Origin of the sequence: Pseudovibrio sp. Ad46, assembly GCF_001623065.1 — a bacterium.
Lineage (GTDB): Bacteria > Pseudomonadota > Alphaproteobacteria > Rhizobiales > Stappiaceae > Pseudovibrio.
This window is the reverse complement of the sequence record NZ_LMCG01000080.1, coordinates 104,374-117,840: the sequence shown is the minus strand read 5'-3', so window position 1 is coordinate 117,840 and position 13,467 is coordinate 104,374. Positions and strand designations below refer to the sequence as shown.

At 53.0% G+C, this 13,467-nt stretch carries 11 protein-coding genes; 8 read left to right on the top strand and 3 right to left on the bottom strand.

The window, feature by feature from the left end:
* Positions 1 to 105: 105 nt before the first annotated feature.
* The 5 genes from PsAD46_RS23905 (at position 106) to PsAD46_RS23885 (ending at position 4,078) form a co-directional block, all read left to right on the top strand.
* Positions 106 to 888, top strand: coding sequence for a sulfite exporter TauE/SafE family protein (locus PsAD46_RS23905; RefSeq protein ID WP_063289964.1), 783 nt, complete (start codon positions 106 to 108; stop codon positions 886 to 888).
* A gap of 97 nt (positions 889 to 985) precedes the next feature.
* Complete coding sequence (locus PsAD46_RS23900) at positions 986 to 1,786, top strand: sulfite exporter TauE/SafE family protein (protein ID WP_057465702.1); 801 nt, start codon at positions 986 to 988, stop codon at positions 1,784 to 1,786.
* Positions 1,787 to 1,880: 94 nt separating this feature from the next.
* A complete protein-coding gene (locus tag PsAD46_RS23895) occupies positions 1,881 to 2,858 on the top strand; it encodes a calcium/sodium antiporter (protein WP_063308015.1) in 978 nt (325 codons plus the stop codon).
* A gap of 603 nt (positions 2,859 to 3,461) precedes the next feature.
* Positions 3,462 to 3,695, top strand: coding sequence for an antitoxin (locus PsAD46_RS23890; protein ID WP_063303385.1), 234 nt, complete (start codon positions 3,462 to 3,464; stop codon positions 3,693 to 3,695).
* Positions 3,692 to 4,078 carry a type II toxin-antitoxin system VapC family toxin gene (locus PsAD46_RS23885; protein WP_063303386.1) on the top strand — a complete coding sequence of 129 codons (387 nt, stop codon included), beginning with the start codon at positions 3,692 to 3,694 and terminating at the stop codon, positions 4,076 to 4,078. The genes PsAD46_RS23890 and PsAD46_RS23885 overlap by 4 nt, the downstream gene beginning before the upstream one ends.
* Positions 4,079 to 4,130: 52 nt before the next feature.
* Here PsAD46_RS23885 and PsAD46_RS23880 read toward each other — a convergent pair whose 3' ends face one another.
* The gene (locus PsAD46_RS23880) at positions 4,131 to 7,730 is read right to left on the bottom strand and encodes a hydantoinase B/oxoprolinase family protein (RefSeq protein ID WP_084404535.1); all 3,600 of its coding nucleotides are present in this window, start codon (positions 7,728 to 7,730) and stop codon (positions 4,131 to 4,133) included.
* A gap of 235 nt (positions 7,731 to 7,965) precedes the next feature.
* On the opposite strand from PsAD46_RS23880, the gene PsAD46_RS23875 reads away from it, so the two are divergent.
* A complete protein-coding gene (locus PsAD46_RS23875; RefSeq protein ID WP_057465707.1) occupies positions 7,966 to 8,508 on the top strand; it encodes a winged helix DNA-binding protein in 543 nt (180 codons plus the stop codon).
* 32 nt (positions 8,509 to 8,540) lie between these two features.
* Here PsAD46_RS23875 and PsAD46_RS23870 read toward each other — a convergent pair whose 3' ends face one another.
* Positions 8,541 to 9,446 (bottom strand): DoxX family protein, encoded by a 906-nt coding sequence (locus tag PsAD46_RS23870; RefSeq protein ID WP_063289959.1) that lies wholly within the window; start codon positions 9,444 to 9,446, stop codon positions 8,541 to 8,543.
* Between the two features lie 103 nt (positions 9,447 to 9,549).
* Complete coding sequence (locus tag PsAD46_RS23865; protein WP_208982009.1) at positions 9,550 to 11,628, bottom strand: bifunctional diguanylate cyclase/phosphodiesterase; 2,079 nt, start codon at positions 11,626 to 11,628, stop codon at positions 9,550 to 9,552.
* Between the two features lie 346 nt (positions 11,629 to 11,974).
* Here PsAD46_RS23865 and PsAD46_RS23860 point away from each other — a divergent pair, with 346 nt between their 5' ends.
* Together PsAD46_RS23860 and PsAD46_RS23855 are read left to right on the top strand one after the other, a co-directional pair.
* Positions 11,975 to 12,673 (top strand): DnaJ family molecular chaperone, encoded by a 699-nt coding sequence (locus tag PsAD46_RS23860; RefSeq protein WP_343229009.1) that lies wholly within the window; start codon positions 11,975 to 11,977, stop codon positions 12,671 to 12,673.
* Positions 12,670 to 13,428, top strand: coding sequence for an N-acetylmuramoyl-L-alanine amidase (locus PsAD46_RS23855; RefSeq protein ID WP_063308012.1), 759 nt, complete (start codon positions 12,670 to 12,672; stop codon positions 13,426 to 13,428). Before PsAD46_RS23860 ends, PsAD46_RS23855 begins: the two co-directional genes overlap by 4 nt.
* The last annotated feature ends 39 nt before the right edge of the window (positions 13,429 to 13,467 follow it).

The following is a 13,467-nucleotide window of genomic DNA, read 5'->3' as shown; positions in this document are numbered from 1 at the left end:
AGTTGCATTTCTTCTCCACGTGATAGCTCACGGGCTTTCACAAAAATCTAATGGATTTTCCAATAGGGAATTAGGTTTCCTATTAGGTTAGGTGTGTTGTGCCAGATGTTTGAAGATATTTCTAGTTATCTCTTTGTGTGGGAGATTGCGTATAGCTCAACGGAACTTGCTGCTGTTGCGGGCGCTTTTTTCTTTGCAGCTTTCGTTAAAGGCGCAACAGGCCTCGGGTTTTCAACGACTTGTCTGCCGTTTCTAGTTTACGCGGTGGGGTTGAAAAGAGGAATTCCGCTCATCTTACTGCCCAGTATTACCAGCAATATTCTGGTGATGGTCGATGCCGGGTCTTTCAGGGAGATGGTGGTTCGCTTTCGCTGGATGTTGCTTGCAACGGTGCCGGGGATTCTGCTGGGCCTCTGGTTTCTGGATGTGGCGCCCGCTCAGGAAGCTGTTGTGGTGCTGGGTTTTGTGCTTATCAGCTATGCCTTGTTTGCTTTTTTCACGCCGCACCTGAAACTCTCCTATGAGATGGAGCGCTTTTTGGGACCAGTCAGCGGCTTTATTACGGGCGTGGTGAATGGCATTACCGGTTCGCAGATTATGCCTGTGATGCCCTATCTGCTGTCGCTGAATCTCAACAGTGAGCGTTTTGTGCAGGCGATCAATTGCTCCTTTACTTTGTCCTCCTTTGTGATGGCGGGCGGTCTTTATTATCTCGGACTGCTTGATCTGAGTGCGCTGGGTGTTTCTGCACTTGGGCTGGCTTTTGTCTATCTGGGCACCAAGCTGGGCTCGGTGGTGCGCCAGCTGATGTCGCCGTCGGTTTTCAGGGCGTCTATTCTGCTGCTTTTGTTCGGGCTTGGGTTGAGCTTGTTGGTCAAAGGATTTTAGCGGCCATGCTCTAAGCTAACTGGTGGTTGATGGATCCCTTCAGTTTGCAGATGGAGATGTTAGAGATTGTTGCAGGTTCACGCCTAGGCTCTGCTGCATGATGGATATGGAAGCAGACATGGCAATGGCGGCGGAGTATCTCGGCTATACGGCCTTTGAGATTGCCATCATCATGTTCACGTTCTTCTTTGCAGCTTTTGTGAAAGGTCTTGCAGGGCTTGGGTTTACAACAATCTGCCTTGCTGTTCTCGCTTACACGGTGGGTTTGAAGAAGGGTATTCCGCTTATTGTGATTCCGGGGCTCATCAGTGATCTCATACTGGTTTATGAGGCCGGGCATTTTCGGGAATCTTTTTCTCGCTTCTGGCGGATTTATCTTTATTCGGTGCCGGGCGTTGTCATTGGCCTTTGGTTTTTGGGGTGGGCGTCCACGCATTGGCTGACAATCCTGCTGGGATTCATCATCATGGCATTTGTGGGATATGCGCTGCTCTCCAAGAACCTGAAGCTGAAAACGCATTGGGAGAAAGCTGGGAGTTCGCTGTCTGGATTCTCAACCGGATTGCTGACAGGGATGACAGGCTCACAATTGATGCCGATCACACCGTTTCTGGTGTCGCTCGATCTCCCGCGCAGCCATTTCATTCAAACGATCAATAGCTTCTTCACAGTCGTGACAGTCATGATGATCCTTGGTCTGACATATATGGGCCTGTTGCATCTTGGTGCTTTTGCGATTTCGATCACCGGGCTGGTTTTTGTCTATATCGGCACCAAGAGTGGTAACTATCTTGGCCGGCGCTTCAGCCCGATCCTGTTCCGCTATTGCGTGCTGGTGATGATGCTTTTTTCTGGTCTCGGCCTCATTATCAAAGAGGTTTGGCTGAATGTAATGTGATGACCAACCTTCTTGCAATCTGATTGAAGGATACCCAATTGCACATCAGTCTAAACCGCAAGCGCGAACTGCGCTTAAGGAAAGTTTTCAGAAAATGGTGATCCTTCAATTGGTTGGGGGGCTTGTGCTGCTGCTTGTTGGCGGCGAAGCACTGGTGCGCGGCAGTGTGGCTGTTGCGACGCGTCTGGGTGTTTCCAAACTGTTTATCGGGCTGACACTTGTTGGCTTTGGCACATCCATGCCGGAGCTTGTAGCCAGTTTGCAGGGCGCGCTTGCTGGTTACCCCGGTGTTGCCATTGGCAACATTGTGGGCAGCAACATAGCTAATGTGCTGCTCATTTTAGGCATTACGGCAGTGATCTTACCCATTGCGGTGAACCGGGAAGCTTTTCAGCGTGACGGTGCCGTGCTTGTGCTTTCAAGCCTGATTTTGCTGGGTGTCATCCTGACGGGATATCTGTCCCGATGGGCTGGTTTCGTTCTGATTGGCCTGCTGCTGGCCTATACACTCTTCAGCTATTGGTCGGAACGCAAAGCGGGAAAAGCAGCGGCTCAGATTCATGAGGCTGAAGCTGATCAGGCGAGCTATCCGAACCTTTCCATTTGGGCGGGGCTTGCAATTTTTGCTGTCGGTGTGGTTGGCATCGTTATTGGGGCGAGTTTGCTGGTGTCATCCAGCGTTGAAATTGCGCATCAATTTGGGGTTTCCGATGCGGTGATTGGCTTGACGCTGGTTGCGATCGGCACTTCTCTGCCAGAGCTTGTCACCTCGGCGATAGCTGCGGTGCGAGGCCATGCTGAGGTTGCGTTTGGCAATATTGTTGGCAGCAACATCTTCAATATTTTCGGCATTGGCGGTGTGACAGCGCTTGTTGTGCCAATCCCGGTGCCCTCTGAGATCGCGCAGGTGGATATCTGGGTGATGGTGGGTACGGTCGTGCTGATGGCTATTGCCTGCATTACCGGCTGGCGAGTGAGCCGCAGGGAAGGCGTGTTCTTCCTGTGCTGTTACGCAGCTTATATGGCTTTTCAGCTTATGCCCGGCCTACGTGCTGCAGCTGGTATTGCGTGATGCTGCAAAGCGTTTTTGGAAAAACTTATTCCCCTCCTGAATTCCTCCCATACTGTGAACCTATGCCTACGTAACGGGCTGCTGGCGGAGCGACCGTCAGTTTGTCGTAGGTTGGGCGGGGCTATTGGGAGACGTAACGCACCTTTCAGTGGTCCGGTGAACCGAACTTCAAACGTGACCGCATGGTTTGAGGGGAAGGGCCCAGGACTATAGGGTATCACGCGGTGACAGGTGCAGATGTACCGGCAGTAAAACCTGCTTTTGCAGATGTGTTTGTCAAAGACGGAGGAACTGTTTGGGCATGGAAACGTGTCTGGATAAGCCATTGTCTTTCCGGGAAACCGGCTATCGTGCCTTATAGGCAAAAGAGGCGATGTTGTTCATTATAAAAAGCCCGGGCAAGGCGTGTAGCTGATGCCGAAGACTCATTACTAACAAACAGCGCAGGCATTGCCTGCCGCCTTGCTCATCCCGACTTCCGGGAATCCTAGCTCAACACTGCCGGATCATCCCGAGCGGTGCCACTGGTGTTTGTGGGCGCTAGATTTGCAGATTTCCGCTCACTGAGGTATGTTTAGCTAAGTTTAGCTAAGGTGAGATGCCATGAAGGTCAATATGCATGAAGCGAAGTCTAATCTATCCAAACTTGGCGAGAAGGTTTGGCAGGGAGAGCGTGTCGTGATTGCCAAAGCTGGAAAGCCTTACCTCGACCTAGTGCCACATAAGGGCGAGCTGAAACCTCGTGAACCTGGACGCTTCAAGGGGCAGATCAAACTTGCCGCTGATTTCAATGAAGAGATTAAAGAGGTTACCTCTGGCTTTGAGGGTGACGAATGAGACGTCTTCTCCTTGATACACACGCACTTCTTTGGTGGCTTGCCGGTGACCCGCAGTTAGGGACTAAAGCGCAGGCAATTATTGCAGACCCTCGCAATGATGTTTTTGTAAGTGCGGCAAGTTCATGGGAAATCGCGATAAAGCAAAATCTGGGAAAGCTTACAGCACCAAAGGGGTTGGCTGGCATCATCGAAGAAGAGGGGTTCTTGGGCTTGTCAATCTCACTCTTCCATGGTGAGCAAGCTGGTTACCTCCCAGAGCATCACAAAGACCCGTTTGACCGAATGTTGATCGCACAAGCACAGGCGGAAGGTTTGGAGATTGTGACCTCTGACGAAAAGTTTGAGGCTTATGGAGTGCGGTTGGTGGGAGCTTCATCATAAAAACGCCCAGCTATTTAAGCCGGGCGTTTCTGTTGTTTGATCTTAAACTAGCCTATTTTGGGGTGCCCCAGCCGCCGCTGGTTGGGGGGACGACTGTGATGGCTTCGCCGGCTTCCAGAATTGTTTGGTCGCAGCCTTTCAGCTCTTCCATCTGGCCGGAATTGCGGCGCACGTAGGTGCGGCCTTTCTGACCATCTTCGCCGCCTTGCATACCTTTTGGCGCGATGGTTCTGTGGGAGGCCAGGATTGCGCAGTCCATCTTTTCCAGAAAGCGGATGGTGCGTTTGGTGCCGTCACCTGCATGCCACTTGCCTTTGCCGCCTGTTTCCTTGCGGATGTGGAAGTCTTCCAGCAGCACAGGATAGCGGAACTCAAGCACTTCAGGGTCGGTGAGGCGAGAGTTGGTCATGTGGACGTGGACGCCATCAGTACCGTTGAAGCCCGGACCTGCCGGAGAGCCGGAGCACAGGGTCTCATAGTACTGGTAGGTGTCATTGCCGAAGGTCAGGTTGTTCATGGACCCTTGCGAGTTTGCCATTGCACCAAGAGCTGCGAACATCGCGTTGGTGATGTGCTGTGAGGTTTCCACGTTGCCTGCCACAACAGCTGCCGGATAATGCGGACGCAGCATGGAGCCTTCCGGCACCACAATGTTGATTGGGCGCAGACAGCCTGCATTCATCGGGATGTGACCTTCGACCATGACGCGGAAGCAATAGAGAACAGCAGCGCGGGTGACGGGTTCCGGTGCGTTGAAGTTGTTTTCTTTCATCGGGCTGGTGCCGGTGAAATCAACGGTTGCTTCGCGCTTGTCCTTATCAACGGTGATCTTGACCTTGATGGTTGAGCCCTGATCCGTTGGGTATTCGTAGGAACTGTCTGCCAGTGCTTCGATCACGCGGCGGACGCTTTCTTCAGCATTGTCCTGCACGTGGCCCATGTAGGCCTGCACGGTTTCCAGACCGAAGTGGTCTGTCATCTTGCGCAGTTCCTGAACGCCCTTCTCATTAGCGGCGATCTGGGCTTTCAGGTCGGCCACGTTCTGGTGAACGTTGCGGACCGGATATTTGTGGTTGGTGAGCAGCTCGACCAACGCTTTTTCGCGGAAGTCGCCCTGGTCCACCAGCTTGAAGTTGTCGATCAAGACGCCTTCTTCATCCACCTTGGTGGCGAGCGGGGTCATGGAGCCCGGAGCGGAGCCGCCGACATCAGCATGGTGACCACGGGAGGCCGCCCAGAACAGGATTTCCTTGCCGTCGTCATCAAACACCGGAGAGACAACGGTGATATCCGGCAAGTGGGTGCCGCCGTTGTAAGGAGCGTTGAGTGCGAATACGTCGCCCGGTTTGATCCTGCCTTTGTTGAGGGAGATGATCGCCTCAACGGAACGGTCCATGGAGCCAAGGTGCACCGGCATGTGCGGTGCGTTGGCAACCAGCGCGCCGTTTTGGTCAAAGACCGCGCAGGAGAAGTCGAGGCGTTCTTTGATGTTTACGGAGTAGGCGGTGTTTTGAAGGGTTACACCCATCTGTTCCGCGATGGACATGAAGAGGTTGTTGAACACTTCCAGCATCACCGGATCTGCGGTGGTGCCGAGAGCGACTTTCCTCTCCAGCGGAATGGTGCGGGTTAGAATGATGTGGTTCTTGGCGTTGACTTGCGCATGCCAGCCCGGTTCCACAACGATGGTGGCGTGAGGCTCCATGATGAGGGCAGGGCCTTGCAGCTTCATACCCGGCTGGAACGCATCGCGCTTGAGGATGGACGCATCCTGCCATTTGCCGTTTGCGTAGAATTGGGTCTGCTCTGCAATTGCCGGGGCATTTGCTGCCAGTGCTTCGTCTGGTTCCTGAAGGCCAGCGCCACCACCAATGGCTTCCACTTCGAGTGCTTCGACCACGATGGTCTTGTTCTCGTAGGCAAAGCCGAACTGTTTGATGTGGTTCTGGGTGAAGGCGGCGACCATGGCATCGAGATCACCGGTGTTCAGATCCACCGCGATTGGGGTGTCGGTGCCGTCATAACGCAGGTGCGCACGCGGAAGGATGGAGAGCTCGTCTTCTGCAACGCCCTGATTTTCGACTTCTGTTTTCGCGTCTGTTGCAAGGCGCTGAGCGAGGTCTGCAAGAGCTGTCAGATTGTCGGTGTCCAGCTCTTTAACGACCGCTTGCTGACGGGTGGCGCGGATATCCGCAAGGCCCATGCCGTAAGCAGAGAGGATGCCGGAGAGCGGGTGCACGATGACGGTTTTCATGCCGAGGCTGTCGGCAACCATGCAGGCGCTCTGGCCGCCAGCACCGCCAAAGCAGGTGAGGGCGTATTCGGTGACGTCATAGCCGCGCTGAACGGAGATCTTCTTGATGGCGTTAGCCATGTTCTCAACGGCGATCTTCTGGAAGCCTTCTGCGACTTCCTCGCCAGTGCGGCCATCACCGATTTCAGCGGCGAGCGCGTTGAAGGCTGCTTTGACTTCTTCGATTGCCAGCGGCTCGTCCTGATCTGGACCGAAGATTTTCGGGAAGTAGGAGGCGTTGAGCTTGGACGTCATGACATTGGCGTCGGTGACGGTGAGTGGGCCACCGCGGCGGTAACACTTCGGTCCCGGGTTTGCTCCAGCGGAATCTGGACCAACCTGGAAGCGACCGTCTTTGTAATGGAGGATTGAACCGCCACCCGCCGCAACGGTGTGGATCATCATCATCGGCGCACGCATGCGAACGCCAGCCACTTCGGTTTCAAAGGCGCGCTCAAACTCGCCGTCGAAGTGGGAGACGTCAGTAGAGGTGCCGCCCATGTCGAAGCCGATGAGTTTTTCGAAGCCCGCCATTTTGGAGGTTTCGACTGCGCCAACAACACCGCCAGCCGGGCCGGAGAGAATAGCGTCTTTGCCCTGGAAGAGGGAGGCGTCGGTCAGACCGCCGGAGGACTGCATGAACATGAGACGGCAGTCGGTGTTCTGGATGTCGAGTTCACCAGCAACCTGATCCACATAGCGGCGCAGGATTGGGGAGAGGTAAGCGTCAACAACAGTCGTGTCACCACGGCCTACCAGCTTCATGAGCGGGGAGACTTCATGGCTGACGGAAATCTGCGGGAAGCCGACCTGCTTCGCGATGTTCGCCAGCTGCTTCTCGTGCTCAGGGAAGGCATAGGCATGCATCAAGACGATAGCGATGGAGCGTGTGCCGTCAGCGTAGGCTGCTTCGAGCTGGGCTTTGATCTGGTCAAGGTCCGGAGCGGCTTCAACGGTGCCATCAGCGCGGACGCGCTCATCAGCTTCCAGTACCTGATCGTAGAGCAGCTCTGGTTTGATGATTTCTTTGGCGAAGATGTCCGGGCGGGCCTGATAGCCGATTTCCAGAGCGTCGCGGAAGCCTTTGGTGATGAGCAGAAGGGTGCGGTCACCCTTACGTTCCAGCAGTGCGTTGGTGGCGACTGTGGTGCCCATCTTTACCGCCCGGATCTGGTCGGACGGGATGCGGGTGTCTTTGGCAACACCCATGAGGTCGCGAATGCCCTGAATGGCGGCGTCTTTGTAGGCCTCAGGGTTTTCGGAGAGGACTTTATGGGCGCGTATTTCTCCTTGAGGTGTGCGTGCAACGATATCTGTGAAGGTGCCGCCGCGGTCGATCCAGAAGTCCCACTTGCTCATTGTCATGTTTTGTCCCACCTCGATTTGAAATCTTATTCTGTGATACATCTACAAAATGTAGACATATTGTCAATGTGAATATGTGAGAGTCAGGAGAAACGCGGCGATTGGTATTGAAATTTACGTGGATCGGTCTTTTAAGAGAGGTTGTGTGATCTACGTAAACTCTCGACATTATGTTGCGCGAGATGGTGCGAATCTGCGCAATTCTAACTTGGTGGTTGTGAGGTCAAAAATGAGTGATGCTTTAGAGCAGAAAAATACTGGTGGGCTGGGCGTTGGACCGGTCGTGTCCTCATCGCACCTTGCATCGGGTGAATTGCCCGCACTGTCTGAGGTGGAATTTGCGGTGACAATGATGGTGAATGCCTATCATCGTTGGATGGTGCGCTGCATGGCTGCTGCAGGGCAGGAGGGCTTATCTCCTCTGGAAACGCTGGTGCTCCACTCCGTCAATCACCGTGAGCGTTCAAAAACACTGGCTGATTTATGCCTTGTTCTGAATATCGAAGATACTCACACGGTGTCTTACGCTCTGAAAAAGCTGGAGAAGGCGGGCCTTGTGCAATCCGGTAAGCGGGGCAAAGAGAAAATTGCCGAGATTACTGAGGAGGGTCGTGCGCTTTGTGATGCTTACAAGCAGCTGCGTGATGCCTTGCTGGTGAAGCCTGTGAAAGAACTTGGGCTTGATGAAGCTGAGCTGTCCCGGCTTGCATCTGTTTTGCGCAGTGTGTCAGGTCATTACGATCAGGCTGCTCGTTCTGCCGCTGCAATGTAATGTGATCGCAGCGGGAACCTGCTATCGATTACTCAATCGACATGCTCATTGTGGGCGAGGCCTGTGTCTCCCATGAGCAGTTTGATCCATCCGGGCATTTTACCGGTTCTGCGCAATGCACCATCTATGGAGAATTCTCCCCCTCCTGTGGTGGTGAAGCTAAGATAAGACGCAAACAGGATCAGCGGCAGCTCCCATGAGACGGCTGTGGCGAAGGAGACGAAACCGTGCTCCAATGCTCCGCTCAGCGTGGCTGCAAACAAGATATAGGCTGCAGCGAAGAAACAAGAGAGACGGGTGAGCAACCCGAGGCCGATGCCAATTGCAATGGCCAGTTCTGCCAGACCTGCTGCATCAATGATCATGGCAGGGTCGGGATAACCGAGCAGGGAGAAGAATTCCACGTGCTCCATGTAAGGGAGAGACCCGGCAAACAGCTTGTCGGTGAAGTGTGGCACCATCACAAAGCCAACCAGAATACGGAAGAAGGTGAGTTGCCATTGCCAAAGCGTGAGGCCACGGCCTGCTGTCTCAAATGAGTTGCGCTGGATAGTGCTGAGGAACCAGATGAGATTGACGAAGAAGGCAAAGGCCAATGGCCAGCTGAGCAGATAGGCATAATAGAGTGAGGCAATCCGCCAGGCGACAAGTTGGCAAAGCAACATGCACAAAAAGCCGAGTGTGAAATTTTTCGGCACGACGATCACGACAAAGAAGAATGCCAGTGCAAGCCAGATCAGCATGGGCCGTAATGCAGATTCTGGAATGGGTGACATGAGCACTTCCAGAGAGATGAGTGCTACGACGCCCAGCAATAGGGCTGTAATGAGGGATTGAAGCAGCTGGAAGAAAGACAAGTAGTGGAAGGGCCGTGCAATCTCTGCAAGATCCTCCTCTTCGCTCATGTCCTCAGTATTTGCATTGCTCTTGTCTGCCATAGCTACCTCACAGCGAATCCCAAGCGCGGGTCATTTGTGTCAAGGTAGCGTGCAGCGCCTAGCGAGAGATATCCTGCTATTCTCGCTAGGCTTATTTGAGAGGTTATCCGACGTAGGCAGCTTCAATCTGCTTGGCCTCTTGTGTTCCAAGCGTGCAGCGGACATTTGCGTGCGGATTGGCCGGATCAACGTTAGATGGTTTGCCGAAGTAATAACCTTGAACGATATCGCAGCCGCCGGCTCGCAGGATTTGGGCCTGCATTTCTTCTTCAACGCCTTCTGCTGTGATCAATACGTCAAGTGAACGGCCAAGACCGATAATCGCAGCAACGATTGCGTCGGTGTGGGCATCCTTGCCGATGTTCATGATGAAGCTGCGGTCGATCTTAATTTTGTTGAACGGGAAGCGAGAAAGGTAGCTTAGGGAAGAATAGCCCGTGCCGAAGTCATCCATGGCGATGGAAACGCCCATGTTCCCGATCTTCTTGAGTGACTTCACCACGCTGGTGGTGTCGGCAATCAGGAGGCTTTCGGTGATCTCGATCTCAAGGCGCTCTGGTGCCAGACCGGATTCTTCGAGGGCTTCTGAAATTTTCTGCTCGATCAATCCGGTCTTGAACTGTGCAGGCGAGAAGTTGACGGCGACTTTCAAGGTTGGGTCAGCCCAGCTTGCAGCGTCAGTGCAAGCCTTTTTGAGCACATATTCGCCGAGCGCTTCAATAAGGCCGGTGTCTTCGGCAATTGGGATGAAGACTTCTGGTGAGATACGGCCTTTTTCCGGATGCACCCAGCGGAGCAAGGCTTCAAAAGCTTTGAGCTTGTTGTCTGCTAGGCCAACCTGAGCCTGATACACGACTGAGAATCCGTCTAGCTTGAGCGCACGGATCATCTCTGTTTCCAGCTCACGGCGGCGTTCCAGCTCTTCATCCATGCTGGACTCGTACCAGGTGTAAGTGGAGCGGCCACCGTTCTTGGAGCGGTAGAGCGCCAGGTCAGCGCAATGGAGAAGGCGGGAGGATCGCCAAGCAGCATCGGTCGCCTGAGCGATGCCCATAGATAAGGAGATCTGGATTTCTTTGCTGTCGATGACGCAGCTGGAATTGGTGGTTGCCATGGCGCGCTGGGCGAGCACGGTGATATCGTGACTGGTGTATTCCCCCTCGATCATCACAGCGAACTCATCGCCAGAAAGACGCGAGACGAGGTGATCAGTGAAGACGAGCCGCAACCGGTCTGAAATGATCTGGAGGAATGTATCGCCAGCTGCATGGCCGTGGTTGTCGTTTACTTCCTTGAACTTATCAACGTCGATGGCAATGACGTAAACATTGGAAGCTGTAATAGATGCTTTGCGGAGTGCCTTGTTTAACTCGTCAGAGAAAACAGCGCGGTTTGGCAAGTGGGTCAGTGGATCGTTGTGCGCGAGGAAGCGGATCGTTTTGGAGGTTTTCCAGCGATCATGCAGTCCTTTCCAGGCGAACATAATAGAGGCAATTGCCACGACGAGCACCAGCAGGAATGCAAAGGCCGACCCAAAGGCGATTGCGTCCATAAACACGACGGTGTTGAGCGTTGGTTTGGTGGTGAAGATAAAGCCGCCACGCGCTTTGTTTTCGTCATTTACATAAGGAATGACGACGCCAAATTTTGGTATCCGCCATTCAAGCCAGTTGAAGTTGGAGTAAATCACCAACTGTCCTGAGTTGAGTGCAGAGTGCCAGGCGTCATAAGCAGAGGGATCGGACAGAATTTCGTTTACGCGGTCATTGGTCATATTCCGCGGATGGACAGCCAATGGACGACCGGGAGCGTTGACGACCAGAAGTTCGAACTCTTCAAACTGTTCTACCAGTGCCTGCTTGACTGCGGTGGCTTTGGTTGCAGGCAGCTTCCAGCTTGAAGAGATGATTTCTGTGGTTGGGGCAGAGCTGGACCCGCGCAGGCCGAAGTTTAACGGGGAAGAGGAATCCTTTTGTCCCGTGTCTTCATTGGAAGGGGCCTCGAAAGGGTGGTGTGAATTGATGATGTTGTTCGCAGTATGGAATTCTTTTTGAGCTTCACTCTTGAATAAATAATATAAAGTCGCTTGATCAATGGCATAAAAGCTTGTGGCAATGGCACCAATCACAGCAAACACTATGCCGGCGTAAAGTAATTTACGATGTGGAGGTATCGTTTCCACTTGAAATCCCCATCCCGAAACGCACGAAATAATGTGCGCTGGCAGCAGGCAACTGAGAAGTTAGTTGGCGCTGTCGCCTGTATGTGTACTTAATTAATAGCGAATATATCTGTAAAACATTACCCATGTGTTTCATGGGGCGATATTTTGAGATCAAGCTTGACTGAGGCTTGAACTGAAATCATGCAATGGGCACTTATAGATAGCAGTGGGCAAATAAAACCCAAGGGAAACAAACTATTCAGATTGATAAATAATTTGTTAGGTATAAACCTGATTTGCGGTGACTAATTATTTTGCTGTCTTTTCCGGCGAAATTGTCAAGCAGATTGAACTAGAGAGCAGGATGCCAATGAATTTTTGGGGCAGCTTTGACAAGATTGTAGGTGCACTGCAAACCGGTGGTGCCCAGTTGGTTGACCGGCTGCAGCAGCTTGTTCAGTCAGTTGGTGAAGCGCGCCGGAATGTTGCCTTTACAGTCGCTATGATCGCCTTGTCTGCGAAAATGGCAAAAGCTGATGGTGTTGTGACCCATGACGAAGTGATCGCATTTTACGATCTGTTTGAGATGCCAGCGGGTGAGGAGCGCAACGTTTCGCGCCTCTTCCAACTGGCTCAGCAGGACGTAGCGGGCTTTGAGATCTACGCTTCCAAACTCTCTGTGTTGTTTGCTGAAGATGAGACGACGCGTACGGATGTGCTGGATGGCCTCTTTTATATAGCCAAGGCAGATGGCGTTATTCATGAGAGAGAAGTTGCCTACCTGAGCCGGATTGCTGAAATCTTTGGAATCGATGCTGTTGGCTTTTCGCAGATTAAAGCCCGTCATATAAGAGGGGATGGAGATCCCTATCTGGTTCTCGGCATTGATATGGTGGCGAGTGATGAAGATGTGCGCTCCTGCTATCGCAAGCAAGTCCGGGAGACACATCCTGATCGGTTGATTGGTCGAGGTGTCCCCGAAGAGTTCGTCAAGATCGCCAGCGATAAGCTGGTTGCATTGAATAAAGCGTATGAGCAGATCTGCGCGGAACGAGGAATATGAGCGTTAAAACTGAATGCGCAGTGCCTGCGCGTCTTCGTCCATCTCCCAATCACAACGAGCGCCGCGTTCCTGCCGTTGATATGCTGATCTTGCATTACACGGCGATGGAAAGTGCTGAGAAGGCTGTTTCCTGGCTGTGCGATCCGCGCTCAGAAGTTTCCTGCCACTATCTGGTTGATGAACTGGGCATGGTTACGCAGATGGTGCCGGAAAGTCGCCGGGCCTGGCATGCCGGTGTTTCCAGCTGGAAAGGTGAGGATGACCTTAACTCCCGCAGTATTGGAATCGAGATTTCCAATCTGGGAGATCAGGAAGCGGGTACGCAAGGCTATCCTGATGTGCAGATTGAAGCTGTGATTGCTCTCGCCAAGGATATCTGTGAACGCAACAATATTTCACCAGAGCGGGTGCTTGGACATTCTGATGTTGCTCCGTCCCGTAAACAGGATCCGGGCCGTCATTTTCCATGGGCGCGGTTAGCTGAGGCTGGTGTCGGGCATTTTATTGAGCCGGTGGTGCTTGAGGCTTCGAGCTTCTTTCAGGAGGGGGACGAAGGACAGCCGATTGAAGCTCTACAGTCGCTTCTGGGGCTCTATGGGTATGATGTGTTGGTCAGTGGCGTGTTTGATGAGAAGACCAAATATGCTGTTGAGGCGTTTCAGCGCCACTTCCGTCCTGCAAAAGTCGATGGAATTGCTGATGCGCAGACCATTGCGACACTGCATAGCCTGCTGAAAAAGCTAAAATCCTTCTGATTGTGATAGATGTCATTGAAATATCAGTAAAATAGGGTC

Bases quoted from the DNA above. Each gene is read 5' to 3' on its own strand.
- PsAD46_RS23870 (WP_063289959.1), bottom strand. From the start codon at position 9,446: ATGGCAGACAAGAGCAATGCAAATACTGAGGACATGAGCGAAGAGGAG.
- PsAD46_RS23855 (WP_063308012.1), top strand. From the start codon at position 12,670: ATGAGCGTTAAAACTGAATGCGCAGTGCCTGCGCGTCTTCGTCCATCT.
- PsAD46_RS23880 (WP_084404535.1), bottom strand. From the start codon at position 7,730: ATGAGCAAGTGGGACTTCTGGATCGACCGCGGCGGCACCTTCACAGAT.
- PsAD46_RS23905 (WP_063289964.1), top strand. From the start codon at position 106: ATGTTTGAAGATATTTCTAGTTATCTCTTTGTGTGGGAGATTGCGTAT.
- PsAD46_RS23895 (WP_063308015.1), top strand. From the start codon at position 1,881: ATGGTGATCCTTCAATTGGTTGGGGGGCTTGTGCTGCTGCTTGTTGGC.
- PsAD46_RS23890 (WP_063303385.1), top strand. From the start codon at position 3,462: ATGAAGGTCAATATGCATGAAGCGAAGTCTAATCTATCCAAACTTGGC.
- PsAD46_RS23885 (WP_063303386.1), top strand. From the start codon at position 3,692: ATGAGACGTCTTCTCCTTGATACACACGCACTTCTTTGGTGGCTTGCC.
- PsAD46_RS23875 (WP_057465707.1), top strand. From the start codon at position 7,966: ATGAGTGATGCTTTAGAGCAGAAAAATACTGGTGGGCTGGGCGTTGGA.
- PsAD46_RS23860 (WP_343229009.1), top strand. From the start codon at position 11,975: ATGCCAATGAATTTTTGGGGCAGCTTTGACAAGATTGTAGGTGCACTG.
- PsAD46_RS23900 (WP_057465702.1), top strand. From the start codon at position 986: ATGATGGATATGGAAGCAGACATGGCAATGGCGGCGGAGTATCTCGGC.